Annotated in this window: 27 protein-coding genes and 2 pseudogenes; 20 read left to right on the top strand and 9 right to left on the bottom strand. The window is 64.6% G+C overall.

Annotated features, from left to right (window positions below; all coding sequences use genetic code 11):
• Positions 1 to 77: 77 nt before the first annotated feature.
• On the bottom strand, positions 78 to 1,676 hold the full coding sequence (locus A5892_RS18835) for a peptide ABC transporter substrate-binding protein (RefSeq protein WP_082890564.1): 1,599 nt from the start codon (positions 1,674 to 1,676) through the stop codon (positions 78 to 80).
• A 211-nt stretch (positions 1,677 to 1,887) separates the two neighbouring features.
• Positions 1,888 to 3,462, bottom strand: a complete 1,575-nt coding sequence (locus A5892_RS18830; protein ID WP_064124092.1) for a peptide ABC transporter substrate-binding protein — start codon at positions 3,460 to 3,462, stop codon at positions 1,888 to 1,890.
• Positions 3,463 to 3,805: 343 nt separating this feature from the next.
• On the opposite strand from A5892_RS18830, the gene prfB reads away from it, so the two are divergent.
• The 7 genes from prfB (at position 3,806) to rimI (ending at position 10,177) form a co-directional block, all read left to right on the top strand.
• A protein-coding gene (prfB, locus tag A5892_RS18825) for a peptide chain release factor 2 (protein WP_150123602.1) occupies positions 3,806 to 4,904 on the top strand; the annotation gives its coding sequence in 2 pieces (ribosomal slippage) (positions 3,806 to 3,880 and positions 3,882 to 4,904; 1,098 coding nt in all).
• Between the two features lie 100 nt (positions 4,905 to 5,004).
• Positions 5,005 to 6,546, top strand: a complete 1,542-nt coding sequence (lysS, locus tag A5892_RS18820) for a lysine--tRNA ligase (protein ID WP_064124090.1) — start codon at positions 5,005 to 5,007, stop codon at positions 6,544 to 6,546.
• A gap of 51 nt (positions 6,547 to 6,597) precedes the next feature.
• Positions 6,598 to 6,966, top strand: a complete 369-nt coding sequence (locus A5892_RS18815) for a hypothetical protein (protein WP_064124089.1) — start codon at positions 6,598 to 6,600, stop codon at positions 6,964 to 6,966.
• 47 nt (positions 6,967 to 7,013) lie between these two features.
• Complete coding sequence (locus tag A5892_RS18810) at positions 7,014 to 8,429, top strand: MFS transporter (protein WP_064124088.1); 1,416 nt, start codon at positions 7,014 to 7,016, stop codon at positions 8,427 to 8,429.
• A gap of 82 nt (positions 8,430 to 8,511) precedes the next feature.
• Positions 8,512 to 8,826, top strand: coding sequence for a BolA family protein (locus tag A5892_RS18805; protein ID WP_064124087.1), 315 nt, complete (start codon positions 8,512 to 8,514; stop codon positions 8,824 to 8,826).
• A 46-nt stretch (positions 8,827 to 8,872) separates the two neighbouring features.
• Entirely contained in the window at positions 8,873 to 9,703 is an 831-nt protein-coding gene (locus tag A5892_RS18800) for a hypothetical protein (protein WP_064124086.1), read from the top strand.
• 3 nt (positions 9,704 to 9,706) lie between these two features.
• Positions 9,707 to 10,177, top strand: a complete 471-nt coding sequence (gene rimI / locus A5892_RS18795) for a ribosomal protein S18-alanine N-acetyltransferase (protein ID WP_064124085.1) — start codon at positions 9,707 to 9,709, stop codon at positions 10,175 to 10,177.
• 37 nt (positions 10,178 to 10,214) lie between these two features.
• Here rimI and A5892_RS18790 read toward each other — a convergent pair whose 3' ends face one another.
• Positions 10,215 to 10,481, bottom strand: a complete 267-nt coding sequence (locus tag A5892_RS18790; RefSeq protein WP_064124084.1) for a cell division protein ZapB — start codon at positions 10,479 to 10,481, stop codon at positions 10,215 to 10,217.
• Between the two features lie 121 nt (positions 10,482 to 10,602).
• Entirely contained in the window at positions 10,603 to 11,205 is a 603-nt protein-coding gene (rsmD, locus tag A5892_RS18785) for a 16S rRNA (guanine(966)-N(2))-methyltransferase RsmD (RefSeq protein ID WP_064124083.1), read from the bottom strand.
• Between the two features lie 158 nt (positions 11,206 to 11,363).
• Here rsmD and ftsY point away from each other — a divergent pair.
• The 7 genes and pseudogenes from ftsY to A5892_RS20025 form a co-directional block, all read left to right on the top strand.
• Positions 11,364 to 12,670, top strand: a pseudogene (gene ftsY / locus A5892_RS18780) (signal recognition particle-docking protein FtsY).
• Positions 12,671 to 12,679: 9 nt separating this feature from the next.
• A complete protein-coding gene (gene ftsE / locus A5892_RS18775) occupies positions 12,680 to 13,348 on the top strand; it encodes a cell division ATP-binding protein FtsE (RefSeq protein ID WP_027350003.1) in 669 nt (222 codons plus the stop codon).
• The gene (ftsX, locus tag A5892_RS18770) at positions 13,345 to 14,337 is read left to right on the top strand and encodes a permease-like cell division protein FtsX (RefSeq protein ID WP_064124082.1); all 993 of its coding nucleotides are present in this window, start codon (positions 13,345 to 13,347) and stop codon (positions 14,335 to 14,337) included. Before ftsE ends, ftsX begins: the two co-directional genes overlap by 4 nt.
• 150 nt (positions 14,338 to 14,487) lie before the next feature.
• The gene (gene rpoH, locus A5892_RS18765; RefSeq protein ID WP_064124081.1) at positions 14,488 to 15,360 is read left to right on the top strand and encodes an RNA polymerase sigma factor RpoH; all 873 of its coding nucleotides are present in this window, start codon (positions 14,488 to 14,490) and stop codon (positions 15,358 to 15,360) included.
• Between the two features lie 251 nt (positions 15,361 to 15,611).
• The gene (locus tag A5892_RS18760; protein ID WP_223302737.1) at positions 15,612 to 16,442 is read left to right on the top strand and encodes an AraC family transcriptional regulator; all 831 of its coding nucleotides are present in this window, start codon (positions 15,612 to 15,614) and stop codon (positions 16,440 to 16,442) included.
• Positions 16,443 to 16,531: 89 nt separating this feature from the next.
• Positions 16,532 to 16,918, top strand: coding sequence for a cupin domain-containing protein (locus tag A5892_RS18755; RefSeq protein ID WP_052365087.1), 387 nt, complete (start codon positions 16,532 to 16,534; stop codon positions 16,916 to 16,918).
• 46 nt (positions 16,919 to 16,964) lie between these two features.
• Positions 16,965 to 17,203: pseudogene (locus tag A5892_RS20025) on the top strand (transposase); the annotation flags it as partial.
• Positions 17,204 to 17,277: 74 nt separating this feature from the next.
• Here the strand turns inward: A5892_RS20025 and slmA are convergent.
• Genes slmA through gpmA form a run of 5 tightly spaced genes read right to left on the bottom strand, consistent with a single transcriptional unit; the run spans position 17,278 to position 21,337 of the window.
• Positions 17,278 to 17,901, bottom strand: coding sequence for a nucleoid occlusion factor SlmA (gene slmA / locus A5892_RS18750; protein WP_064124079.1), 624 nt, complete (start codon positions 17,899 to 17,901; stop codon positions 17,278 to 17,280).
• A 35-nt stretch (positions 17,902 to 17,936) separates the two neighbouring features.
• Positions 17,937 to 18,842, bottom strand: a complete 906-nt coding sequence (gene argB / locus A5892_RS18745; protein WP_064124078.1) for an acetylglutamate kinase — start codon at positions 18,840 to 18,842, stop codon at positions 17,937 to 17,939.
• Positions 18,843 to 18,871: 29 nt separating this feature from the next.
• Positions 18,872 to 19,324, bottom strand: a complete 453-nt coding sequence (gene dut / locus A5892_RS18740) for a dUTP diphosphatase (RefSeq protein ID WP_064124077.1) — start codon at positions 19,322 to 19,324, stop codon at positions 18,872 to 18,874.
• Between the two features lie 30 nt (positions 19,325 to 19,354).
• Positions 19,355 to 20,596 (bottom strand): bifunctional phosphopantothenoylcysteine decarboxylase/phosphopantothenate--cysteine ligase CoaBC, encoded by a 1,242-nt coding sequence (gene coaBC / locus A5892_RS18735; protein ID WP_064124076.1) that lies wholly within the window; start codon positions 20,594 to 20,596, stop codon positions 19,355 to 19,357.
• A gap of 45 nt (positions 20,597 to 20,641) precedes the next feature.
• On the bottom strand, positions 20,642 to 21,337 hold the full coding sequence (gene gpmA, locus A5892_RS18730; RefSeq protein WP_064124075.1) for a 2,3-diphosphoglycerate-dependent phosphoglycerate mutase: 696 nt from the start codon (positions 21,335 to 21,337) through the stop codon (positions 20,642 to 20,644).
• 194 nt (positions 21,338 to 21,531) lie between these two features.
• On the opposite strand from gpmA, the gene radC reads away from it, so the two are divergent.
• The 6 genes from radC (at position 21,532) to ald (ending at position 26,450) form a co-directional block, all read left to right on the top strand.
• Positions 21,532 to 22,206, top strand: coding sequence for a RadC family protein (radC, locus tag A5892_RS18725; protein WP_064124626.1), 675 nt, complete (start codon positions 21,532 to 21,534; stop codon positions 22,204 to 22,206).
• Positions 22,207 to 22,553: 347 nt separating this feature from the next.
• Positions 22,554 to 22,790 carry a 50S ribosomal protein L28 gene (gene rpmB, locus A5892_RS18720; protein WP_027349992.1) on the top strand — a complete coding sequence of 79 codons (237 nt, stop codon included), beginning with the start codon at positions 22,554 to 22,556 and terminating at the stop codon, positions 22,788 to 22,790.
• 103 nt (positions 22,791 to 22,893) lie between these two features.
• Positions 22,894 to 23,049 (top strand): 50S ribosomal protein L33, encoded by a 156-nt coding sequence (rpmG, locus tag A5892_RS18715; RefSeq protein ID WP_027349991.1) that lies wholly within the window; start codon positions 22,894 to 22,896, stop codon positions 23,047 to 23,049.
• 135 nt (positions 23,050 to 23,184) lie between these two features.
• Entirely contained in the window at positions 23,185 to 24,000 is an 816-nt protein-coding gene (gene mutM, locus A5892_RS18710; RefSeq protein WP_064124074.1) for a bifunctional DNA-formamidopyrimidine glycosylase/DNA-(apurinic or apyrimidinic site) lyase, read from the top strand.
• 33 nt (positions 24,001 to 24,033) lie between these two features.
• Positions 24,034 to 25,224, top strand: a complete 1,191-nt coding sequence (locus A5892_RS18705) for a class I SAM-dependent rRNA methyltransferase (protein ID WP_064124073.1) — start codon at positions 24,034 to 24,036, stop codon at positions 25,222 to 25,224.
• Between the two features lie 110 nt (positions 25,225 to 25,334).
• Positions 25,335 to 26,450, top strand: coding sequence for an alanine dehydrogenase (gene ald, locus A5892_RS18700; protein ID WP_064124625.1), 1,116 nt, complete (start codon positions 25,335 to 25,337; stop codon positions 26,448 to 26,450).
• The last annotated feature ends 58 nt before the right edge of the window (positions 26,451 to 26,508 follow it).

Genomic DNA, 26,508 nt, shown 5'->3' with positions numbered 1-26,508 from the left:
CGATCTGGCCGGCACCGCCGCTCGGCGGTGCCGGATACTGAGGGCCGCCCGGCGGGGTGCCGGGCGATCGCGGTGACTTACTCGGCGAAGCTCACCCAGCGTGAGGGGTGGTCGTCTTGAACGTTGTCTTCCCAACCTCGGATCGAGGGATCGACCAGGTTGCGCGAGACGTAGTAGAGCAGCGGAATCAGCGCATAGTCGTTCATCGCCAGGTGCTCGGCCTGTTCGAGTACTTTCTCGCGGGCGTCGAGATCCTGGGTGTTGGCGGCCTGCGCCATCAGTTCGTCGTACTCGGGATTGGAGTAGGCGCCGTAGTTGTTGCCCACCCCTGTGCGCAGCAGGGTGAGGAAGTTCTCGGCGTCGTTGTAGTCGGCGATCCACCCCGCGCGAGCAATGTCGAAGTCGCCCTGGGCGATGGTCTGGTAATGGACCGTGGCCTCGGCGTTGACCATGTTGACCTCGACCCCTATCGGGCGCCACATCGCCGCGATCGCCACCGCGATCTGGCGGTGCTCATCGGCGGTGTTGTAGCGCAGGTCCACCCGCAGCGGGTTGGCGGGGGTGTAGCCGGCCTCTTCCATCAGTGCCTTCGCCCGCGCTAGCCGGTCTTGGTAGTCCGCGTCGCCGAGGTCCATTTCCTGGGGCTGGTAGTGGCTGACCCCGGGTGGCACGAAGGAGAGCCCCTCGGCGAAGCTGCCGGCCATGATCTGGTTCGACAGTATGTCGCGGCGAACCGCCAGGTTGAGCGCCTCACGCACTCGCGGATCGGCGGTCTTGCGCCCTTCGCGCTGGTTCAGCACGTAGTAGTAGCTGCCGAGATAAGGCGCCATATGGGTAGCCTCGGGCAGGTTCTCCTTCAACCAGGCGTAACGGCTCGAAGGGTAGTCGGTGATGATGTCGAACTCACCGGCGCGGAAGCGGGTGATCGCCGAGTTGCGATCCTCGGTGGTATGGAAGGTGACGCCATCGAGCGCGACCTGTTCGGCGTCGTAGTACTCGGGGTTCTTCACCGTGTCGATGCGTGACTGCGACACCCAGCCCACCGGCTTGAACGCTCCGTTGGTGGCGATGTTGGCAAGATCGACCCATCTGCGGCCATATTCATCGTAGAGATGCTTGGGCTGCGGATAAGCGGTGTAGTGGGTCATCAGCTGGAGAAAATAGGGCGTTGGCGCATTGAGGCTGACCTCGAAGGTGCGGCCCTCGTCGAGCGAGCGGATTCCCAGCTGCTCCAGCGGCTGTTCGCCGGTGTTGACCGCCTCGGCGTTGACCACCGGGTAGAGCATGTAGGCGTATTTCGACGCGTTCTGCGGGTCGAGAAGGTGTCGCCAGCCGAACACGAAGTCCTCCGCGGTCACTGGCTGGCCGTCCGACCACTTGGCGCCTTCGCGAAGATGGAAGGTATAGGTCTTGCCGTCCTCGGAGACCTCCCAGGAGGTGGCCATGCCTGGTAGGGGTTCGCCATCCGGCCCCTTCTTCAATAATCCCTCGTAGACGTCCATCAGCACTTGCGATTCCCAAACGCCGCCGGCGACTTGGGAAGTGTCGAAGGAGGCGAGTTCGCCCATCACGCCGATGTTGAGCGTGCGCGCGGCCGCGGGGCCGGCGAGCAGCAGCGAGGCGATCATGCCGCCCGAGAGCGCCAGGGCTTTGAGGAGATATCTGGATGAGCGCATGTGGTGTTCCGAGTTGTTGTTGATATGGAGCCTGGCTGATCAAAGCGGCGGCGATCCCCAGCGGAGGACAGTTTGCGGATCTCGTAGTACGTGCAAGCTTTGATGAACCTTTGTTCAAGGGCATCAATTTACGGGCTTGAACGAGCATCAACAAGAGACCAGTACGATGGTCGCAGAGCACCGACCGGCAGCCGCCGGTCGGTAGCGGGAGCTACTGGGCCTCGATACTGATCCACCGCGCAGGGTGGATGTCGAGAGCGTTGTCTTGCCAGCCTTCGACGTTCGGGTTGACCAGATTGCGTGCGGTGTACAGATAGATCGGGGCATGCACGAACTGGGAAGACAGCCGCCGCTCGGCCTGCTCGAGCAGCTCGCGCCGCTTGGCCGCATCCTGTTCGACGTTGGAGCGGGCGAACAAGTCGCGGAAGGTCGGGTCCTGGTAGTCGCCGTAGTTGTTGCCGGCGGAGTAGACCAGTTGCAGGAAGTTCTGTGGGTCGTCGTAGCTCGAGATCCAGGCGGCGCGCCCGATCTGGAAGTCGCCCTGGCGGAGGTTGGCGTAGTGCACGTTGGCCTCGGCGCTGTTCATCCGCACCCGGACGCCGAGTGGTTGCCACATCGCCGCGATCGCCACCGCGATACGCTGCTGTTCTGTACCGGCGTTGAAACTCAGGGTCAGCTCGAGCGGCTCGTCGGGCCCGTAGCCTGCTTCCGCGAGCAGCTCCCGGGCGCGCTCCAGGCGTTGCTCGATCGGTTGGTCGAGACCCGGCTGGGGCTGGGGGGTGTAGTCGCTGACACTGGTCGGCACCAGTGCATTGGAGGGAGAGACCGCGCCTTCGAGCAGCTGGTCGGCGATCACGTCACGGCGAATGGCGAGGCTCAGCGCTTCGCGCACTCTCTGATCCGCGGTCGGCTGGCTGTCGCGCAGGTTGAAGGTATAGTAGTAGCTGCCGAGATTGGGTGTGATGTGAACCGCATCGGGCAGCGTCTGCTGGAGGAAGGTATGGCGTGAAGCGGGGAAGTCCCGCAGCACGTCGAGTTCGTTGGCGCGGAAGCGGGTGATCCCTGCCTCGCGGTCCTCCATCGGGAAGTAGCGCACGCCGTCGAGCGCTACGTTCTCGGCGTCGAAGTATTCCGGGTTCTTGACCGTGGTCAGTTCGGTGCCCGATATCCACTGGGTCGGTTTGAACGCACCGTTGACCACGATCCGGTCGGGGCGGCTCCAGTCGTCGCCATGCTGTTGCACCGCGTGCTCTGGCAGGGGATAGAAGATCGGCAGCACCAGCATCTTGAGGAAGTACGCGGCGGGTTCGCTCAGGGTGAGTTCGAGGGTATGGTCGTCGACCGCTCTCGCGCCGAGGGTGTCCGGTTCGGCCTCGCCCTCGGCGATGCGCTGGCCATTGACCAGCGGGTAGAGCCGCTCGGCACCAGTGGCGGCGTTGCTCGGGTCGATCGCATAGCGCAGCGCGAAGACGAAGTCGGAGGCGGTGACCGGCTCGCCGTCGGACCATTTCGAGTCGCGCAGGTGGAAGGTGTAGGTCTTTCCGTCTTCGGATACCTCCCAGCGCTCGGCGACGCCGGGGATCACCTGGCCGTCGCTCGAGACGTCGATGAGCCCGGCGAACAGATCGCGCAGCACATCTTCTTCCCATACGCCGCCGGTGATCTTCGGCGGACTGAGCGAGGCGGGGTCGCCGATGATCCCGACCCGGAGGGTTTCTGCCTGGGCGAGGGCCGGTAGCCCCAGCATGGCGGTGAGCAGCGTGGCGTGGACAAGAGTGCGCTTCATCCGGTTGGTGTTCCCTTCTGATTATCGTTCGACGAGATGGTCCCGATGCTTCAAGTTCACTTTAGCCCTCGTCTCGGGCCCGTTGCCACTTTAGCCAGCCTTTGAGTATCTCGGCCAATTCACTCTGGCTCTTTGCTTATAGGGTGGGCAAGGGCGGTTCGATCGGTCGGGCGGTCGCGAACCGTCGATATGGCGCGGATGACGCTGCGCTGGGCGATGCCCTACAATGCTCCCCCTCTGATGCGCCCCGGGAAGGTTTGGTGAATGCCACCTGCCGTGAGGCGCCGACGTTTTCTCCTGCGCCGCCCGTCTCGGCGTGCGTACAGACACCACGGTAGCCAATATGCGAGAGATCAATCCGATCAACGCCCAGCTCAAGGATCTGGCGCAACGCGCCGACGTCCTGAGGGGGTATCTTTGACTACGCCGAAAAGAAAGACCGGCTAGAAGAAGTCAACCGCGAGCTCGAGAACCCGACGGTCTGGAACGATCCCGAATACGCTCAGAAGCTCGGACGCGAGCGCGCCCAGCTCGAGCAGGTGGTGTCGACCATCGACGCCCTCGACGCTGGGGTTGGCGACAATGCCGAGCTGCTCGAGTTGGCGGTGATGGAGGATGACGAGGCCACCGTCGAGGAGATCGTGGTCGAGATCGACCGCCTCGAGGAGCGCCTCGCCGCGCTCGAGTTCCGGCGCATGTTCTCGGGCGAGATGGACGCCAACAACGCCTATCTCGACATCCAGGCCGGCTCCGGTGGCACCGAGGCGCAGGACTGGGCCAACATGCTGCTGCGCATGTACCTGCGCTGGGCCGAGCATCACGGCTTCGACACCGAGCTGGTCGAGGTCAGCGCCGGCGAGGTGGCGGGGATCAAGTCGGCGACCGTGCACATCCGCGGCGAATATGCCTTCGGCTGGCTGCGTACCGAGACCGGCGTGCACCGGCTGGTGCGCAAGAGCCCGTTCGACTCGGGCGGGCGTCGGCATACCTCGTTCTCTTCGGTGTTCCTCTCTCCCGAGGTCGACGACAATATCGAGATCGACATCAACCCGGCGGACCTGCGCACCGATACCTATCGCTCGAGCGGCGCCGGTGGGCAGCACGTCAACACCACCGATTCGGCGGTGCGGATCACCCACGTGCCGACTGGCGTGGTGGTCTCCTGCCAGACCGAGCGTTCGCAGCACAACAACCGCGACCGCGCGATGAAGATGCTCAAGGCGAAGCTCTACGAGCGCGAAATGCAGCTCAGGAACGCTGAAAAGCAAAAGCTCGAGGATTCGAAGTCCGATATCGGCTGGGGCAGCCAGATCCGCTCCTACGTTCTTGACGACCAGCGGATCAAGGACCTGCGCACCGGGGTGCAGACCAGCAACTGCGATAAAGTGCTCGATGGCGATCTCGACGAATTCATCGTCGCCAGCCTCAAGCAAGGGCTCTGAGCCGCTATGATCCGCCCGGCGATGCCATCACGGCTCGCCGGAACTCGTTTAGATTTCCATTACCATCGACTGCTTTGAAGCTATCGAGACAGGATACACCATGCCCCACCAGGACCCCTCTGAAAGCACCGCGTTGCCCGGCCAGGAGCCGGAAAATCATCTGATCCAGGAGCGCCGCGCCAAGCTGAGCCAGCTGCGCGAGCGGGCTAACGAGCGGGGCACCAGCGCCTTCCCCAACGATTTTCGCCGTGACAGCTTGGCTTCGGAGCTCGAGCTCGAACTCGGTGGGTATGACAAGCCGGCGCTCGAGGCGCTCGATCGCCAGGCGGCGGTCGCCGGGCGGGTGATGCGCAAGCGGGGCCCGTTCATCGTGATCCAGGACGTGAGTGGCCAGATTCAGCTCTACGTCGACAAGCACGGGCTCGATACTGAGACGCTCGAAGAGGTCAAGGGGTGGGATATCGGTGACATCGTCGGCGCGCATGGGCCGGTGCACAAATCCGGCAAGGGCGATCTCTACGTATTGATGCGCGAGGCGCGCCTGCTGACCAAGGGGCTGCGGCCGCTGCCGGACAAGTTCCACGGTCTCACCGACCAGGAGAGCCGCTACCGTCAGCGCTACGTCGATCTGATCATGAATCCGGAGGTTCGCGAGACCTTCCGGGTTCGCGCTGGGGTGATCGCGGCGATCCGGCGCTTCCTCACCGAGCGTGCGTTCATGGAAGTCGAGACGCCGATGCTGCAGCCGATTCCCGGCGGCGCCAGCGCCAGACCGTTCGTCACCCATCACAACGCGCTCGATCTCGATATGTACCTGCGGATCGCCCCTGAGCTCTATCTCAAGCGCTTGGTGGTGGGCGGTTTCGAGCGGGTCTTCGAGATCAACCGTAACTTCAGGAACGAGGGGCTTTCCACCCGGCATAATCCCGAGTTCACCATGCTCGAGTTCTACTGGGGATACGCCGACTACCGGGACCTGATCGATCTCACCGAAGAGATGCTGCGCGAGGTCGCTCTCGAGGTGCTCGGTAGCACCAGGATCATGCTCGGGCACGATGAAGCGGCGATCGAGCTCGATCTGGCCGAGCCGTTCGACCGGCTGAGCATGAAGGATGCGGTACTTCGATATGGTGAGGGGATCGAGGCTTGCGAACTCGAAAGCCTCGACGGCATCACCGCGCTCGCCCAGCGCCTCGGCATCGAGCTCAAGCCCAGTTGGGGTCATGGCAAGCGCCTCACCGAGGTGTTCGAAGCGGTCGCCGAGCATCGCTTGGTCAAGCCGACCTTCATCACCGAGTATCCGGCCGAGGTCAGCCCGCTGGCGCGGCGCAGCGACCGCGATCCCGAGGTCACCGACCGCTTCGAGTTCTTCGTTGGTGGGCGCGAGATCGCCAACGGTTTCTCCGAGCTCAACGACGCCGAGGATCAGGCGGCGCGCTTCCGTGCCCAGGCAGCGGAAAAGGACGCCGGAGATCTCGAAGCCATGTACTATGACGCCGACTATGTGCGCGCGCTCGAGTACGGCATGCCGCCGACCGCGGGCGAGGGCATCGGCATCGATCGTTTAGTGATGCTGCTCACCAATAGCGCTTCGATTCGCGACGTGCTGCTGTTCCCGGCGATGCGCCCCATCGCTGATTGAAGTCCCGGCGGCATATCGCCAACGTCCACCTCCCAGGTGAGGAGTTTCAAGATGAGATTGGTCAATCGTTCGGCGCTGAGCGTCAAGCCGACCCAGGCCTTCGTCGACTGGATCAACCTGCTGGAAGCGACCGAGGGAGAGGATGATCTGAACCTGGCGGATGTCGAGCGCGAGAGTACCGTCTACCTGATCGGTGAGATGGATACCGAGGAAGCGCTTCTGGCCTATGTCCGCGAGCGCTATCTCGACATCCTCGAGAGCGAGCTGCGCGCCTGGGAGGAGGATTCCCGGCTGTGGCCCGAGACACTCGATTGGGCGCTGTTCGAACGCTTCCTGCGCGTCGAGCACAGCTATCTAGCGCTCGATCTCGAGGATGACGAGGTGCTCGACGCTCAGCCCCTCGACGAGGACGAGGCGTGATTCGAGACGCCGCGCGCGATGTGGTGCTGCATCGCCGCGCAGCATAGATGAAGGACGGCCTGTTCTCCTCCCGGCCGGGAGATGATGGGCTGCCGCCCGCGCATCGCCTGCCGGCGATGGTGTCGGTACTGCTGGCGACGCTGATGGTGGTGCTCGACACCACCATGGTCAGCGTGGCGCTGCCAACGATGGCGCACTCGCTGTCGATCGACTCCGCATCGGCGGTATGGATCAGCAACATCTACCAGCTGGTCGCGGCCGCGGTGATTCTCTCCTGCGCCGCGCTCGGTGACCGGATCGGTCGATACCGGCTCTATCTCGGCGGCCTCTCGCTGTTCGTGGTCTCCTCGCTGGGCTGTGCGCTGTCGGATTCTTTCGAGACCCTGGTGTTCTGGCGCGCGGTGCAGGGGCTCGGGGCTGCGGCGGTAATGAGCATCGGCCCCTCGCTCAATCGACGTATCTTCCCCTCCCGGCTGCTCGGAGCCGCGATCGGCATGGTCGCGATGAGCGTCGCCACGGCGCTGGCCGCTGGACCGACCCTCGGTGGACTTTTGCTGACGATCGCCGACTGGCGGTGGCTTTTCTACATCAATCTGCCGGTCGGGCTGGCGGCGCTGGTGATCGCCGCTCGCTTCCTGCCACGCGAGAGCGGCAACGGCCGCCCCTTCGACCTGCTCGGCGCGATGCTGTCGGCGCTGGCACTCGGCCCCTGTGTGATCGGCGTCGATCGCCTGCGTGCCGACGATGGGTGGAGCAGCGCGCTGCTCTGGCTTGCTCTCAGCGCGGTCGCGGCGCTGGCCTTCCTGCAGCGCCAGCGGCGCACGTCTCACCCACTGCTGCCGCTGTCGATGTTCCGTGAGCCGCGTTTCTCGCTGGCGGCGCTGACCTCGTTCTTCAGCTTCGTCGCCCAGACCATGGCTTTCGTTGCGCTACCCTTCTTGTTCCAGAACGCGCAAGGATTCTCGCCGCTGGTGTCCGGACTGCTATTCACCCCCTGGCCGCTGGCGATCATGATCGCCGCGCCTCTGGCCGGGCGACTGGCCGATCGGGTGCCCGCGCCCAGGGTGGCGACCTGTGGGCTTTTGCTCTTCTGCGCGGGGGTGCTGTCGCTGGCGCTACTCGCCGCCGAGCCCGCGCCTCAAGTGGTCGACGTGCTATGGCGCTCGGCGCTCTGCGGACTGGGGTTCGGCGCCTATCAGGCGCCGAACAATCGGGAGATGATGGCCAGCCTGCCGCTGGCGCTGAGCAACCGGGCATCGGGCGTTCTCGCCACGGTGCGCACCTTTGCGCAAAGCGTAGGGGCCGCCTTGGTCGCCCTGGCGCTTTCTGGAATAATCTTCTCAAGCCATGCCGCGACGCTGCCGGTGGGGTTGGCGCTGTGGGTCGCCTCGCTGTTCGCGGCAGTGGCGCTGGTCGTGAGCCTTTTGCGAATGGCCGCTCTGCGCGTGCTCCTGCGAGGCTGATCGCTGAATCCCGCGCGCAATGCCGCTAGCCGCGCCTCCACCATCGGCGCATCCGCTGACATTCGCTCGATCCGGAGAATCCATGAACGTTCAACAACGCATCGAAGCCAAGCTCGGTCAGCTTTCGCCGCGGTTTTTGCAGGTCGAGAACGAAAGTCATCTCCACCACGTCCCACCTGATTCCGAGACCCACTTCAAAGTCACCTTGGTCAGCGAGGCGTTCGAAGGCTTGATGCCGGTGAAGCGCCACCAGCGGATCTATGGTCTGCTCGACGAGGAGCTCGCAGGGCCCATCCATGCGCTCGCACTGCACCTCTATACGCCTCGCGAGTGGGAGCGCCGGCACGGTGAGATTCCCGCTTCGCCCGACTGCCGCGGCGGTGGGCGCATTGCCTGATACCGCAGTGCCACAAGCCCTCCCGCGTACGCCTAGGAATTCGCCCATGTCATGCCCCAGCGCGGCCGCGCCCCATCACCAGTTGCAGTATCTCGAGGCGATGGGGCTGACGCTTTGGACCGCGCGCTATCAGTTGCCCAACGCACGACCCATCGACGCCTGCGAATGGCCGCTGGAGTCAGCCGAAGAGCAGGGAGTGGCGCCTGCCACTCGGCTGCAGGCGCTGCTGCGCGAGTCCGAGTCGGTCGAGCGGTCTCGCAGTGAAGACACCGCCATGGCGGATGTCTCTGCCGTCACGCCTGCGCCCCCGCCCGCCAGCGCGCGCGCGCTGCTCGGCGAGGAGCAGGCCGAGACGACGCCAGCGCCCGCAGCAGCCACGGAAGCGCCGGCACCCGCGGCGGTGTCCCAGGCGCCGCTGCGGTTCTCCTTTACCGCCATCGTGGTCGAGCGGCGCTGGTTGGTGATGAGCGTCGGAGACCGACCCGATCCACGACAGCTCAGCCTGCTCGATGCGCTGTTCTCAGCGGTCGGGGCGAATCAGCGCCAGTTGGGCGAGCTGGTCGAGTTCCACTGGCCGATGATCGAAGGGCTGAGCGTGGAGGAGCCGCTGCTCGAGGCGCGCGAAGGGCTGCGCGCTTTCCTCCAGGGGCGCATCGGCGCGAACGCATCGCCCGAATGGCTGCTGCTGTTCGCCGATGATGGAGACGACGCTTCGCGGCTGCGCGAGGTGCTCGCCATCGACGATGTTCGAAGCGAGCTGCTGGAACTGCCCGCGCTGGCTGCGCCTGGTCTCGCGACGCTGCTCGAGAGCGCCGAGGCGAAGCGGCGTCTGTGGCCTGCGCTGGCGCGCTTGCGTGACGTTCTCGCGAATGGATGAACGATGATCGAGCGTCTCGAGGTCGATGCGCTGGCGCAGCTCGATACGCTCGAGCGAGTCGCCAGCGCTGGCTCCCCCTGGTCGCGCTCGCTGCTTGCGGCCGCGCTCGAGGACCCCGCGCGCGAGGTGTGGGGCTGGCGCGATCGTGAGCAGCGGGTGGTTCGTGGCTACTGTGTGCTAGGGGTTGGGCTATTCGACGTCGAGCTCGAGATCATCGGCGTATCTCCCGACTGGCGCAGGCGTGGTATCGCGCTGGCGCTGCTCGAGCACTGCGCGTCTCGGGCCGGTGCGCTGGGCAAGGAGCGGATCTTGCTCGAAGTGCGGGTGTCGAACCAAGGCGCGATCGCGCTCTATCGGCGTGCCGGCTACGCAGAGGACGGAGTGCGCCGCGGCTATTACCCCGATGCGGGCAGCGGGCGCGAGGATGCGCTTTTGATGTCGAGGGGAACCGCGGTGGGTCGAGCGCCGCTGTAGCGGGGGCGCGATGATGTGGCGCGCCCCCGAATGGCGCTCAGTAGTGCTGCTGCTCGCTCGGCTGCGTCGCTTCCTGGTTGGGCTGGAAGCCCTGGGCAGGATCCTGGGGAGCGTTCGAGTTCTGCTGCTCGATCTGGTTGAAGCGCGCGAGAATATCGTTGAGGCGTGATTCGCCCTGCTGGCGCTCGTTGAGAAGCCGCTGATTCTCTTCGCGGAGCTCCTCTACCTCCATGCGCAGCATCTCGATGGTATCGAGTGCATTGCTGACCTTCTGTTCGAGCTGGTCGAAGAGTTCGGTGCTCATCTTGGGCGTGCCTCCTGGCATTTACTACGGATAATTGCTGCGGTTGGTTCGGTCGTGAGTTTGGCTGGATCGCCGCGTCGCGCCAGCATGCCCGAAGGGCGGGCAGGTCAGCAAGCGCCGATCAGCCCGTCGGCGCACGACGATAGAGCCGGGCTTGTGTCTCGCCCGCGCGGGTGTCGCGCAGCGCCTGCCAATTTGCCGGTACCGGCGTCGCCAGGCTCGATTCACATTCGAGATAGATCAGCGCCCGCTCGGTGAGCCAGCCATGCCGTTCGAGCAGCGCCGCGGCTGCGGCCGCCAGTCCCTGGTGGAATGGCGGGTCGAGGAAGACCAGGTCGTATGGTTCATCCGGCGTCCGGGCGAGCTGGACGAGCGCATCCGCCTCGCGTACCTCGATCTGCTCCCCGATGCCGAGGCGGCGGGCATTGTCACGCAGCAGCCCTGCGACCCGGCGATCGCGCTCGATCATCAGCGCCTTCGCGGCACCGCGCGAGATCGCCTCGAAACCGAGCGCGCCGCTGCCGGCGAATGGATCGAGCACGCGGACCCCGGCGAGTTCGAAGGCAAGCCAGTTGAACAAGGTCTCGCGGACCCGGTCTGGCGTCGGTCGAAGGCCGGGGCTGTCGAGCACTTCGATCACGCTGCGTTTGAGGCGGCCGCCGATCAGGCGTACCCGTCCTGCGGGCCGAGTGCGGGGGTGGGAGGGCGGGCGTTTTGGGCTCATGGCGCGCGATTGTACCCGGGTCAGGGTCGCAAGTGATAGGATGCCGAAACGTTTAGGGCGCGACCATTTTCGCCTGCGGCATGCCCGCCGAGGCGCAGCGTCACTGGGTCACCGAGCGGTGATTCGGCCCATCTCCTTTACAGGCATGATGATTTCCCATGTTCGGTTTTTTCAAACGCAAGAAGCAGCAAGACGAGCGCTCCCCGCAGCAGTCGGAGCCTTCCCAATCGCCGCAGATCGCCGAGCCGAGAGAAGGCGAGGGGTTGCCGTCGGCCGAAATCCCGCCCCTTGCCGAGCCTGAGTCGACACAGCGCGATGATCTTGCCGAGGGCGAACCCTCGCCGCTGCCCGCCGCTGCGCCGCGTACGGAGGAAGCCACCGCTCCCGAGCCGCCTCCTCAGCGCGATGGTGCGCCGGACGGGCAGGTGAGCGAGACGCCAGCGAGCGATGAGCCCCCCTTGATCGCCGGCCGCGAGGTGCTCGCCGCGCCGCCGCAAGAGGCGCTGGACGCCGAGCCGGTCGAGCCGGATGAATCCCGCGGCTGGTTCTCGCGGATCCGCCAGGGTTTGAGCAAGACCCGCAGCAACCTGACCGGCGGCATCGCTACTCTGTTTCTCGGTGAGAAAGAGATTGACGATGAGCTGATCGAGGATCTCGAGACCCAACTGCTGATGGCGGACGTCGGGGTCGAGGCGACTACGGTGATCATCGACCGGCTGACCGAGCGAGTGTCCCGGCGCGAGCTTTCCAGCGCCCAGGCGCTCTATCGCGCCCTGCAGGAGGAGCTCGCCGCCATGCTGCTCCCGGTGGAGCGGCCGATGCCCCTGCCGCCGAAGGGCCAGGGGCCGTTCGTGATCCTGGTGGTCGGGGTCAACGGCGTCGGCAAGACCACTACCATCGGCAAGCTCGCCCGGCGCTTCCAGCGCGAGGGGCGCTCGGTGATGCTCGCGGCGGGGGATACCTTCCGTGCCGCCGCGGTCGAGCAGCTCCAGGTCTGGGGCGAGCGCAACAAGGTGCCGGTGATCGCCCAGCATACCGGTGCGGACAGCGCCTCGGTGATTTTCGATGCTTTGTCGGCGGCGCGTTCGCGCGGCACCGACATCCTCATCGCCGATACCGCGGGGCGGCTGCACAACAAGAGCCACCTGATGGAAGAGCTGAAGAAGGTCCGCCGGGTGATGGCCAAGCTGGACGCCGAGGCGCCCCATGAGGTGCTGCTGGTGGTCGACGCCGGCACCGGTCAGAACGCGATCAGCCAGGCGCAGACCTTTGGAGACGCGGTGCCGATCACCGGCATTGCGCTTACCAAGCTCGATGGCACGGCGAAGGGGGGGTGATCTTCGCCTTGGCCAAGCAGCTCGAGATCCCGATTCGTTTCATCGGCGTCGGGGAAACCCTCGACGACCTGCGTCCATTCGAGGCCAAGCCGTTCGTCGATGCCCTGTTCGATCAGCGGAGCAGCTAGCCGATGGCGATGATCACCTTCGAGCACGTGGGCAAGCGCTATGGCGGACGCTTCGAGGCGATCGCCGATCTCAATTTCTCGATCGAGCGCGGCGAGATGGTGTTCCTCACCGGCCACTCAGGGGCGGGCAAGAGTTCGGTCCTCAAGCTGCTCACCTGCCTCGAGCGACCGAGCCGGGGGCGGGTGCTGGTCGCTGGGCGCGACCTGGCCTCGCTCAGCGCCGGGCAGGTGCCGTTCTATCGACGCCAGATCGGCGTGGTATTCCAGGACCACCAGCTGTTGTTCGATCGCAGTGTGTTCGACAACGTCGCTCTGCCGCTGCTGATCCAGGGGGTGCCTCCTTTGGATGCCGCGCGCCGGGTGCGCGCGGCGCTCGACAAGGTGGGCCTGCTGCATCGCGAGCGGGCGCTGCCGATCGAGCTTTCCGGCGGCGAGCAGCAGCGTGTCGGCATCGCCAGGGCGGTGGTCAACAAGCCCGCGCTGCTGCTCGCCGACGAGCCGACCGGTAACCTCGACCCCCAGCTCTCCGCCGACATCATGCGACTTTTCGAGGATTTCAATCGGATCGGCACCACGGTGCTGCTGGCGAGCCACGACCTGGCGCTGATCGCTCGTCTTCGTCACCGTATCCTGCGGCTGCGCGAAGGCCGCCTGATCGCCGATGAGGAGGCTGCATGAAACGTACGCCAAAGGCGGCCACGCGCGAGCCGCGCCCGCGCAAGGGCGCGCGCGCCCAGCGGATATCCCTCGACAGCCGCTATCAGGCCTGGCTGCGCCACCACCGTCAGGTCGCGGTGGACAGCGGGCGGCGGCTCGTGCGCCAGCCTTTCTCCTCGCTGTTCACCATGCTCGCGATCGCGATCGCCCTGGTCCTGCCGGCGATGCTCTGGCTCGGACTCGGCAGCGTGCGTGCGCTCGATCATAGTTTCGACGACAGCGCGCGAATGACCCTCTATCTCTCCCCCGGTAGCGGCAGCGAGCAGGTCATGGGGCTGGCCGAGCGAGTGCGGGGCGAGCCAGGCGTGTCCGAGGTCGAGGTGATCACCGCCGAACAGGGGCTTCAGGAGTTCCAGCAGGCCCTTGGGGTGGGCGATACGCTGTCGCTGCTCGACGCCAACCCGCTGCCGGCGACGCTCTTGGTCACGCCGCTCGAGCGTGATCCCGCGGAGGCCGAGCGACTGGCCGAGCGCTTGGGGACGCTGGAAGGCGTCGACGAGGCGCGTCTCGACCTCGCTTGGCTCGAGCGCTTGCGTGAGCTGGGTGCGCTGGGCCAGCGCTTGACCCTGGGACTGGCGGTGCTGTTCGGTTTCGGTGTGCTGCTGGTGGTCGGCAACACCATCCGGCTTGCGGTGGAGAATCGGCGCAAGGAGATCGAGGTAGTGACGCTGATCGGCGCGACCCGGGCCTTCGTGCGCCGGCCATTCCTCTACAGTGGGGCTTGGTTCGGGCTGGGCGGTGGCGTGCTCGCGGTACTGCTGCTGACCCTGGGTCGTGGCTGGCTCTCCGCGCCGATTGGTGCGCTGGCGCGTAGCTACGGCAGCGACTACGCTTTGCCCTCGCTCGGAGGCGGCGGTTCGCTGCTGATGGTCGCGTGTAGTATACTATTGAGCTTGATTGGCGCCTGGGTGGCGGTAGGCCGGCATCTCGCCGAGATCCGTCCGCGCTGACCGGGAGGAACTCAGGACCGGTTCGGTGGTCCAAGCTGGTGGTTTCCAGAGCAGCCACGATTGAGTCATCTTCATCCACGTGTCACAGGGTTACGCTCTTTTCTTTATTCGGCCAGTTCATCCGGCCAAGTCGCAAGGAGACAGCCAAACATGGGTAATAGTCTTCAGGCCATCGGTCATCTCTCTCCGGGCCATGATCTCAACGGTTACATTCAGACCGTCAACAACATTCCCGTCCTCTCGGTAGAGGAAGAGCAGGCGCTTGCAACGCGCCTGCGCGAGCACGGCGATCTCGATTCCGCCCGCCGGCTGGTCATGTCCCACCTGCGCTTCGTGGTCCATATCGCGCGCAGCTATTCGGGCTATGGCCTGCCCCAGGCCGACCTGATCCAGGAAGGCAACGTCGGCCTGATGAAGGCGGTCAAGCGCTTCGATCCGACCCAAGGGGTACGCTTGGTATCCTTCGCGGTCCATTGGATCAAAGCCGAGATCCACGAGTTCGTGCTGCGCAACTGGCGGATCGTCAAGGTCGCTACCACCAAGGCGCAGCGCAAGCTGTTCTTCAACCTGCGCAGCGCCAAGAAACGGCTTGCCTGGCTCAACACCGACGAGGTCGAGGCGATCGCCAAGGATCTCGACGTCAAGCCGCAGGTGGTGCGTGAAATGGAGGGCCGTCTCGCCTCCAACGACGCCGGCTTCGATGCGGGCCCGGGCGACGACGACGAGCAGAGCTATCTGGCACCGGCCAACTACCTCGAAGACGATCGCTTCGACCCGGCGACACAGCTCGAGGTCGCGGACTCCGAAGAGGATGCCTCGCGGCGGCTCGCGATGGCGCTCAGCCGCCTCGATGAGCGCTCCCGCGACATTCTCCAGCAGCGCTGGCTGGGCGATCAGAAAGCCACCTTGCATGAACTCGCCGATATCTACGGCGTTTCGGCCGAGCGGATTCGTCAGCTCGAAAAGAGCGCGATGAAGAAGCTTCGTATGATGATGGGCGAGGAGTCGCGCGAACTCGCCTGATCCACCCTTCGAACCTCGCTCTGAAGAAAAGCCCCGGCGCCGCAAGATGAACTGCCCCCGAAGGTTGGACACCCGATCCAACCTTCGGGGGCAGTTCGTTGCGGCGGGGCGCAGCCCGAAAGCCCGGCGGCGAAAACGCCGACGCGACCGAACCAGGTGTCATTCGATGCTTCAGTTTTTCTACCTGCAATTCCTCGTAGGGAAGTAGGATTGCGAACCTGTGTGCCGATTCCTTGTCAGGCCGCGTTTCTATGTGGAAAAACAGGATGGCTAAAACAACAACACCTTACGATTGGGTTCAGCACGCCACCCGACCGGGAAAGATCGAGCGCATCGAAGCCTATTTCGGCGGGTACGGTTACGCCCCGCATCGACACGACACCTATGCCATTGGCCTCACCCTGGCGGGCGTGCAGAGCTTCCAGTATCGCCGCGCCCAGCGCCATAGCCTGCCCGGAACCATCCTGGTGTTGCATCCCGATGAACTCCATGATGGCGAGGCGGGCACCGAGGCCGGCTTTCACTACCGGATGGCGTACATCGAGCCTTCCTTGATCCAACAGATTCTCGGCGGCAAGCCGCTCCCCTTCATCGAGGGCGGTCTGTCCAGCGATCCACGGCTCCAGGCCGCACTGGCGCCCTTGCTGCAAGGCATGGATGCGGGCATCGACCCGATGGAAGAAGAAGATGCGCTGCACGACCTGGCGCATGCCTTGGTCGCCGTTGCCGGGCAGCGCCGTATCCGGCGTCATCCCGATTTCATCGCAGTGGAACGTGCTCGGGCCTATATCCATGACGCGCTGGATCAAATCATCACGCTGGATACGCTGGCAGAAACCAGTGGCTTGGATCGCTGGCAGCTATGCCGGGATTTCCGGTCGCTCTACGGCACCAGTCCCTATCGTTATCTGACGATGCGCCGCCTCGATTTCTCCCGGCGGCTGATGCTGTCGGGCCTGACCATCGCCGAATCGGCGCTGAGGGCTGGTTTCTTCGACCAGAGCCATATGGCGCGCCAGTTCACCTCGGCCTATGGCGTTCCCCCGGCGCGATGGCTGAAACGGATCAAGCGGCCCCGGTAGGTTCACGGCAGCGACCTGCACGATCGTGCAAGACCCGCAGGCGGTGCTTTTCTAACATGCTGACTTCTGGCTTTCATCAGGATTTCAGCATGACACCGACACCCGGCACAGGCCGCCAACACGGCATCAACTTTGCGCAGAAGTTCGCGCTTTTCAGCGAGCAATGGACGCCCAAGGTCGTCGCTGAAATGAACGACTACCAATTCAAGATCGTTCGCCTGGAAGGCCACTTCGTTTGGCACACTCACGCAGATACCGACGAAGCCTTCCTTGTGCTTGAGGGCGAGCTGCGCATTGACTTCCGCGATGGCAACGTCTTGCTGCGGCAAGGCGAGCTGTATGTCGTTCCCAAAGGGGTCGAGCACAAGCCCTATGCTGAGCATGAAGTCAAACTGATGCTGATCGAGCCGCGCGGCGTGTTGAACACGGGCGACTGGACGGGAGAGCGGACGGCCCAGAATGATGTGTGGATCTGAGAACGTGCATGCTATGGCTACCGTAGCTTCACCGCCGTTTTGCGGCAGACAGGCGCTGACCCAAAGCATGTCACGCCAGGGCAACTGCCTGGACAATGCCGCGATGGAGAGCTTCCTTGGTACCCTGAAGGCCGAATACTTTCACCTGAGCCGTTCGATAATGTTGAGAAGCTGCAGCGAGGTCTCGATCGTTACATCGATTACTACAACCACGAGCGGATCAAAATGAAACTAAAAGGCCTGAGCCCCGTACAGTACAGGACTCAGGCCATGGCCACCGGCTGAGAGAACCAACCGTCCAACTATTGGGGGGCAGTTCAAAGGCGCCGGGGCTTTTTCTCATGCCCGTCCAGTGGCTGTCACGGGCGAAGGTGGGCGAGGCCGGTGAGAGGGGCCGCCAACAGCTGCCACTGGTCTTCCCATAGCTCAGTGGGCGCTCGACGGAAGCCGCTGCGCACGTATTGACCGATGCGGCCCTCGATGACGCTCATCAGCAGGTTGGCATAGGTCGTCACCGTGCTCGGCAGGCGCAGCCCCTGCTGGATCTCGGCCTCACGCAGTACTTGCTTGAGCTGGGTCTCGAGCCGCTCGAAGAACTGCGCCATGCGTGGGCGAAGACGGGCGACGTCGCCACTCAGGATCTCGCCATTGAGCAGCCGGCAGAGGCCAGGATTGCGCGAGGCGAAGGTGAGTACCAGGGTGAGGATCAGGCGTATGCATTCGCTCGCCGGGGCCTGGTCGCGCCGGGTACCCTCGATGATCGCCTGGATGCGCTCGAACACCGACTGTTCGATGAAGCCGATCAAGGCTTCGAACATCTTGGCCTTGCTGGGGAAGTGGCGATAGAGAGCTGCCTCGGAGACGCCGACCTGACGGGCGAGTGCCGCAGTGGTGATCCGTCCACCGTTCTCCTGCTCGAGCATCTCCGCGAGCGTCTGGAGAATCTGCTCGCGGCGGGAGGTCGCTTGGGTTTCCTGCGTCATGGCGTCGATTCGTTATGGTCGCTTCGTGGATGTGCTCAGCTTCGCGGCGTAGCACTGATCAGGGTTCCCGCGCCTGCATTGGTGAAGATTTCGAGCAGGGTTGCATGAGGCACGCGGCCATCGACGATCACCGCGCTGTCGACGCCGCCCTTCACCGCCTCGAGGGCGCAGCGGATCTTCGGCAGCATACCGCCGTAAATCACACCCTCCTCGATCAAGCGGTCGACGTCCTCGACGGTCAACCCAGTCATCACCTTGCCATCGGCGTCGAGTAGCCCAGCGACGTTGGTCAGCAGCATCAACCGCTCGGCGCTGAGCGCCTCGGCGATGCGGCCGGCGACCACGTCGGCGTTGATATTGTAGGAGTTTCCTTGGTCATCGACGCCGATCGGTGCGATCACCGGGATGTAGTCCGCCTGGGTGAGCATCTCGATCAGGTCGGTCGAGATCCTGGTGATCTCGCCGACATGGCCAATGTCGATGATCTCCGGCGCGCTCAGCTCGGGAGAGCGACGCTCGATCTTCAGCCGGCGGGCGCGAATCTGGGCATTGTCCTTTCCGGTCAGGCCGATCGCCTTGCCGCCAGCGAGATTGATCTGGTTGACGATGCTCTTGTTGACCTGGCCGCCGAGGACCATTTCGACCACGTCCATGGTAGCGGCGTCGGTGACGCGCATGCCGTCGACGAAGCGTGACTCGATGCCCAGTCGCTCGAGCAGGATGCCGATCTGCGGCCCACCGCCGTGCACTACCACCGGATTGAGCCCAACGGTCTTCATCAGCACGATGTCTCGGGCGAATGAGTCGACCAGGGTATCGTCGGTCATGGCGTTGCCACCGTACTTGACCACGATGGTCTTGCCGGCATAGCGCTGGATGTAGGGCAGCGCCTCGGAGAGTATCTCCACCACCGAGGCCGGGTCATGTCCTTGTTGGTACATTGCGATGATCTCTTGTGTCCTGGCCTTCGTCAGTGGCGACCGGAGTGGCCGAAACCACCCTCTCCGCGGGTGCTGGCCTCGAACGATTCGACCACTTCGAGCTCGGCCTTGAGTACCGGCACCAGTACGTACTGGGCGATGCGCTCGAAGGGTTCGATGGTGACCGTTTCCAGGCCCCGGTTCCACACCGAAATCATCAGTTCGCCTTGATAATCGGCATCGATCAGCCCGACCAGGTTGCCGAGCACGATGCCTCGCTTGTGGCCCAGCCCTGAACGTGGCAGTACCAGGCCCGCGTAGGCCGGGTCCTTGATGTGCAGGGCGAGCCCGGTGCGCACCAGCTCGCACTCCCCGGGCGCCAGCGTCAGCGGGGCATCGAGGAGGGCGCGCAGGTCCATGCCGGCGCTGCCAGCGGTGGCGTAATGGGGCAGGGGGTGGTCCTTGAGTCGAGGATCGAGAATCCTGACTTCAATGCGTGGCATCGAAGTGCTCTCCTGGTTCTGGGTATGGGTTCAGGCGCTTGTCGCGCTGCGATAGTGGGCAACGATCCGCATGATCAGCTTCTCGGCCAGCGCGCTCTTGGGCTGGGCGTCGAAGCGCTCGCTGCGTATCTGCTCTTCTGGTTCGCGCCAGTAAAGCGTCGCTGCGTTGTCGTCGCGGTCGAAGCCGAGGCCGCCGCCGACCTGGTTGGCGACGATCATCATCAGCCGCTTGCGCTCGAGTTTGTCGAGCGCGTGATGCTCGAGCGCCTCGGTCTCCGCGGCGAACCCCACGGTGAAGGGGGCGTTCTCGCCTGCCGCGATGGTGGCAACGACGTCTGGGTTCTTGATCAGGCGCAGGACCAGCTCGTCTTCGCTGCCTTTCTTGATCTTCTGCTCCGCGGCGGTGGCCGGACGGTAGTCCGCCACCGCCGCGGCAGCGATGAAGATGTCCGCCGTCATGGCTGCGCGTTCGGCGGCATCGAGCATCTGCTCTGCGCTGTCGACATCGACTCGCGCCACGCCGGGCGGGGTGGCCAGCCGCACCGGCCCGCTGATCAGCGTGACAGTGGCGCCGAGCGCTTGGGCGGCGGCGGCGAGGGCATAGCCCATCTTGCCGGAGCTGTGGTTGGTCAGGTAGCGAACCGGGTCGATGGCCTCCCGGGTCGGGCCGGCGGTGATGACTATCTCGAGACCTTCCGCCGGACGCTGGCCCGGCGAGGCCTGGAGCGTATCGATGATCGCTTCCGGCTCCATCATCCGTCCGCTACCGATATCGCCGCAGGCCTGCTCGCCCGCGTCCGGGCCGAGGATCCCCCAGCCCTGGGCCTTCAGCCTGTCGACGTTCTCCTGCACCGCGGGATGGGCCCACATCTGCTGGTTCATCGCCGGTGCAAGCATGCGCTCGGCGCCGCTCGCCAAGCACAGCGTGGTGAGCAGGTCATCGGCGTGTCCCCTGGAGAGACGGGCGATGAGATTGGCGCTGGCCGGCGCGATCAGGATCAGTTCGGCCCAGCGAGCGAGCTCGATATGCCCCATGCCCGCCTCGGCCTCCGGGTCCAGCAGCGACGTCCCCACCGGTTCGCCGGTAAGCGCCTGGAAGGTGAGCGGCTGGATGAAAGCTTGGGCGCCTTCGGTCATCACCACCCGCACCTCGGCCCCTGCTTTTTTCAACAGGCGCGCGAGCACCGCGCTCTTGTAGGCGGCGATGCCGCCGCTGACGCCGAGCAGGATGCGAGTGCCGAGCAAGGTGCCGGTGCGGTGAGAGGCGAACATCGTTATCTCCCGGGGCCAGGGTAGAGCACTACGACGTCGGGTCGCTCAGTCGCGCTCGAGGTAGTACTTTTTCTCCACCGCGAGGTCGTCACTGAGCTCGTAGACCAATGGCACGCCGGTGGGGATGTTGAGGTTCATGATCTCTTCGTCGCTGATCGACTCGAGATACTTCACCAGCGCTCGCAGGCTGTTGCCGTGGGCGGCAACCAGCACGGTACGACCGTCGCGAAGCTGTGGGGCGATGCGATCCTGCCAGAAGGGGATCACCCGTTCCAGGGTCACCTTGAGGTTCTCACCGGACGGCAGCGAGCGCGGATCGAGGTCTTTGTAACGCGGATCGTTGGCCGGATGATAAGGGCTGTCGCGGTCGAGCAGGGGGGGCAGTTCATCGTAGCTGCGGCGCCAGATATGCACCTGCTCGGCGCCGTATTTCTCCGCCGTCTCTTTTTTGTCGAGTCCTGACAGGCCGCCATAGTGGCGCTCGTTGAGCCGCCACGACTTGTGCTCCTCGATCCACAGCTGATCGAGTTCTTCGAGCGCATAGTGGAGCGTCTTGATCGCCCGTTTGAGCACCGAGGTATAGGCGATGTCGAAGCTAAGCCCCGCCGCCTTGAGCCGACGACCGGCGCGTTTGGCTTCCTCGACGCCCTGTTCCGAGAGGTCGACATCGACCCAACCAGTGAACAGGTTGGCCTTGTTCCACTCGCTTTCGCCGTGACGGACGAGTACCAGCTTGACCATGTCTCAGCTTCCTTCGTTTCGTGGTGGAGCGTTCTACCTGGATGAACGCAGGGATCATTTGACGCGCGTCCGCCGGAGTATATCAGCCTGTCGGCTGATCGCGCCTGCGAGTCATTGCTGGGAACGACCCGGGGGTCAATCGACCCGCGGCGATGCCGATGAAGGGGTATCGAGTCGCACCGGGGGAAATGCAGATGAGCATCAAGCAATGGCCGCTGGCCGAACGGCCCCGGGAAAAACTTCTCCGCCACGGGTGTGCCGCACTGTCGGACGCGGAGCTGTTGGCGATCTTCCTGAGGGTCGGCGTCGCCGGGCGCTCCGCGGTGGATCTCGCCCGCGATCGTCTCATCGAGTTCGATGGCCTGAGGCCGCTGCTGGACGCCGATCGCGCTCGCTTCTGTGCCGGTCATGGCTTGGGCGAGGCGGCCTACGTGACGCTCCAGGCCGCGCTGGAGCTTGCGAGGCGGCACTATGAAGCGCAGCTGATGCGCTCGAGCGCTTTCGATTCCCCAGGCGCTGTGCGTCAGTTCCTGCACGCGCAGATGCGAGATTTCGATCACGAGGTGTTCGCGGCGATGTTTCTCGATAACCAGCATAGAATGCTGCGTTTCGAGCGGCTGTTCAGCGGTACGCTCGATGCCGCCGCGGTCTATCCTCGCGAGGTGGTCAAGCGAACCCTGGCGCTGGGCGCCGGTGCGGTCATCTTCGCCCACAACCACCCGTCCGGCGTCTCTGAGCCGAGCGAAGCGGACCGGCGCATCACCCACCGGTTGCGCGAGGCGCTTGGGCTGGTCGATGTACGGGTGCTTGACCACTTCGTCATCGGGGATGGCGAGATGACCTCGTTCGCGGAGCGTGGCTGGTTGTGACATCCCAGGGTTGCCGCTTGTCCCGCGTTCTGCTATAAAATGCGGCCTTTGATATCTAAGGTGCCCGTGGTGAGTTCCTCTCAGCGTTCATCGACGCATTGGTTCCCGTGGCATCATCAAGGTCAATTTGGTATTCGAATCTTCCCGTGCGTCGCGACGATCACCGCCCCTTTGTGTTTGCGTTAGTGGTCGAGTATCCCCGTAGATACGTCCGTGACGAGGCTTCGCGAAAGCGATCGATCGAGATTGCTCGACCGGGCCGTTGCGGGTTCGCTTCGAACAGACGATTTCTGGTTGGACCCGTCACCCACGAGTTCGATCGGCCAGGCTAACGGTTGGAGGCACGCATGTCCCAGGTATGTCAGGTCACCGGCAAGCGTCCGGTGACGGGTAACAACGTTTCACACTCCCAGCGCAAGACGCGTCGCCGGTTCGTTCCGAACCTGCACACCCATCGCTTCTGGGTCGAAGGCGAGAAACGCTTCGTCAAGCTGCGCGTATCCTCCAAGGGAATGCGCATCATCGACAAGAAAGGCATCGAGCAGGTCCTCAGCGAGCTGCGCGCCCGCGGCGAGCGCGTCTGATTTTGCCATTGGGTCGCATTAGGCGACCCTGATGGCATCAGCGCCCGCCGGGCCGAGTCTCGTCCACGTTCATCAAGCTCGTTGAGAGCCGGAGAGCATCATCATGCGTGACAAGATCAAGCTGGTCTCCTCTGCAGGTACCGGTCACTTCTACACCACCAACAAGAACAAGCGTAATACGCCTGACAAGTTGGAATTCAAGAAGTTCGACCCGGTCGTGCGCAAGCACGTGATCTACCGCGAAGCGAAGATCAAGTAAGCCGCCGCGGTCCTTTCGGATCGCAAGCCTGAGTTCGGCGCCGCAAGGCGCCCGCTCGGCTTTTGTCGGTGACGCGGAACCCGGCCCAGCGCCGGGTTCTTCGTATCTGGTCGTTCACCGGGAGCAAAGAGCCCCATGCCCGAACTGCCCGAAGTCGAAACCACCAGGCGCGGAATCGCTCCCTTCGTCGAGAACGAACGTATCGAGGAAGTGACGGTGCGCGAGTCGCGCCTGCGCTCGCCGGTACCCGCGGATCTCGCCGAGCGTGTCGTCGGTGAGCGGGTGGGGTCGATCATGCGCCGGGCGAAGTACCTGCTGCTGCCGGTCGGTGGGGGGCACTTGCTTTGGCATCTGGGCATGTCCGGCAGCCTGCGCCTGACCCGAGGCCAGGACGCGCCCAAGCGGCACGACCACATCGAGCTGAGGATGAGTTCGGGCTGGCTGCTGCGCTACCATGATCCTCGCCGTTTCGGCGCGCTCGACTTCATCACCGGCGACCCCTTGGCCGATCGCCGACTGATTCGCCTCGGCCCAGAGCCGCTCTCCGATGACTTCGATGGGGATCGCCTCCATCGGCTGTCGAGGGGCAAGCGCGCGGCGGTGAAGACCTTCATCATGGACAACGCGGTGGTGGTCGGCGTCGGCAATATCTATGCCGCCGAGGCGCTGTTCATCGCCGGCATCGATCCGCGCCGCGCGGCGGGTCGTATTTCGCTCGAGCGCTACCGGTTGCTCTGCGTTGCGATCAAGCAGGTGCTTGCCGCGGCGATCGAGCAGGGTGGCACCACGCTGCGCGATTTCGTCAGCGGCCAGGGTGAACCGGGCTACTTCGCTCAAAGACTCAACGTCTACGGTCGCGCTGGCGAGCCTTGCCGCCGCTGTGCGGCCCCGTTGCTCCAGGTCACCCTGGGGCAGCGGGCCAGCGTGTTCTGCGCGACCTGCCAGCGCTGAACCATCGCCCTCCCTTTTCAGGAATTCCTTGCCGTGACTCAACGCTTGCGCTTGAAGAAAAATGCCGATCGCCGCTTGAAGGCCGGTCACCTGTGGCTCTACTCCAACGAAATCGATATCGCGGTAACGCCGTTGAAAGGTTTCGAAGCCGGCGCCCAGGCCTTGGTCGAAGAGGCCAACGGGCGCGCGATCGGTGTCGCCTATGTCAATCCCAATTCGCTCATCTGTGCACGAGTGGTGTCACGCGACCCCTCTCTGCGGCTCGATCGCTCGCTGCTGGTCCATCGCTTCAAGCAGGCGCTCGGGCTGCGCCAGCGCTTGTTCGACAAGCCTTTCTACCGGCTGATACATGGCGAGGGCGACCTGCTGCCGGGCCTTGTGATCGACCGTTTCGGCGATGTCCTGGTGGTGCAGCTCAATACCCTGGGCATGGATCGGCTGCGAGACGAGATCGTCGATGCACTCGAAAAAGTGCTCAAGCCTCGCGTCATCGTACTGCGCAATGATTCGAGCGGGCGCCGTCTCGAGCAGCTCGAGCAGGGCGTGGAGGTGGTCAAGGGCGAGTTCGACGGTGAGATCGAGCTCGAGGAGAACGGCGTACGCTTCCGGGCTTCGGCCGTCGATGGGCAGAAGACCGGCTGGTTCTACGACCACCGCGTCAATCGCGCCTGGCTCAACGGGCTGGTCCAAGGGCAGCGGGTGCTCGATGTGTTCAGCTACGTGGGTGGCTGGGGCGTGCAGGCCGCGGCGCATGGCGCCTCCCAGGTGGTCTGTGTCGACAGCTCCGCTCGTGCGCTCGAGGCGGTCGCCGGCAATGCCGAGCTGAACGGTGTCGCCGAGCGGGTTTCGACGCTCGAATCCGACGCCTTCGAAGCGCTGGCCTCACTCAAGGCTGCCGGCGAGCAGTTCGACATCGTGGTGCTCGACCCTCCCGCCTTCATCCGTAAGCGCAAGGACATTCCCAACGGGGAGCGCGCCTATGGACGGCTCAACCGCGAGGCGATGCGGCTGCTGGGGCGTGATGGCCTGCTGGTCTCGGCCTCCTGCTCGATGCACCTGGCGCCCGAGCGGTTGGTCGACGTGGTGAGGGGCGCTGCTCGCCATCAGGATCGCCATGCGCAGATTCTCTTCGATGGCCGTCAAGGGCCGGATCATCCCGTGCATCCGGCGATCCCCGAGACCGCTTATCTCAAGGCGCTGGGTGTGCGCGTCTTCCGCGACTGAGCCCTTTCACGGCTGCGACCAATGAGTCGCGCATGGAAATGGGGTTCGGCCGCGGTGTCTGGATCGTTTCGCTATGCTCAGGGTGTATCGATGCGAATCTGGAGGTGAAGATGAAGATCGCGCTGCCCAAGGAGATCAAGAGCCATGAGTATCGGGTCGCCCTGACCCCGTCGGGGGTGGGTGAGCTCGTGGCGCGAGGCCACCGGGTGATGGTCGAGCGCGGAGCGGGCGCGGGGGCGGGCTTCAGCGACGCCGAGTACGGCGACGCCGGTGCGGAGTTGACGGTGGAGGTCGATAGGCTCTGGAGCGAGGCGGAGCTGATCGTCAAGGTCAAGGAGCCACAGCGCGGCGAGGTCGCCCGGCTCGGTGCTGGTCAAATGCTGTTCACCTATCTCCACCTTGCCGCCGATCGAGCGCTGACCGAGGGGCTGCTCGAGAGTCGGGCTACGTCGATCGCTTACGAGACCGTTACCGATGCCGAAGGACGGCTGCCGCTGCTCGCGCCGATGAGTCGCGTGGCGGGGCGTATGTCGGTGCAGGCCGGCGCTCATAGCCTGGAGCGCGCCCAGGGTGGGGCTGGGATCCTGATTTCCGGCGTCCCCGGAGTGGCGCCTGCGAAGGTGACGGTGATCGGCGCTGGCGTAGTGGGTGAGAACGCAGCCCGTATGGCGCTTGGCTTGGGAGCCGAGGTCAGCGTGTTCGATCTCTCCCTGGCGCGGCTCGAGGCGCTCGACCAGCGCTATGGAGGGCGCTTGCGCACGGTCTATTCGACCCAGGACGCGCTCGCCGCGGCCATTCGGGAGTCCGATCTGGTGATCGGTGCGGTCCTGGTTCCCGGAGCGGCGGCGCCGAAGCTGGTCAAGCGGGCCCAGCTTGCGCAAATGCGCCCGGGGAGCGTGTTGGTCGACGTCGCGATCGACCAGGGCGGCTGCTTCGAGACCAGCCGGCCGACCACCCATGACAATCCCACCTATCTGGTCGATGGAATCAACCATTACTGCGTCGCCAATATGCCGGGTGCGGTGCCGAGGACGGCCACCCAGGCGCTGACCAGCGCGACCTTGCCATACGTCGCTGCCCTGGCCGACAAGGGGTGGCGCAGGGCGTTTCGGGAAAACGGCAACTTCTTGTCCGGACTCAATGCGCACGAAGGTGTGCTGACCCGTGGAGAGATCGCCGCCGCCTTCGGGCTCGAGGCGATCGATTCGCGTGCGTTGATCCGCTGATCCGCGAAGCCCCGACGCCTTAGTACAGCTGTAGTACACTGGCACGAGTCTCCGCCGG

It is taken from the genome of Halotalea alkalilenta (genome assembly GCF_001648175.1).
Lineage (GTDB): Bacteria > Pseudomonadota > Gammaproteobacteria > Pseudomonadales > Halomonadaceae > Halotalea > Halotalea alkalilenta_A.
This window is presented reverse-complemented; position numbering and strand designations above follow the sequence as displayed.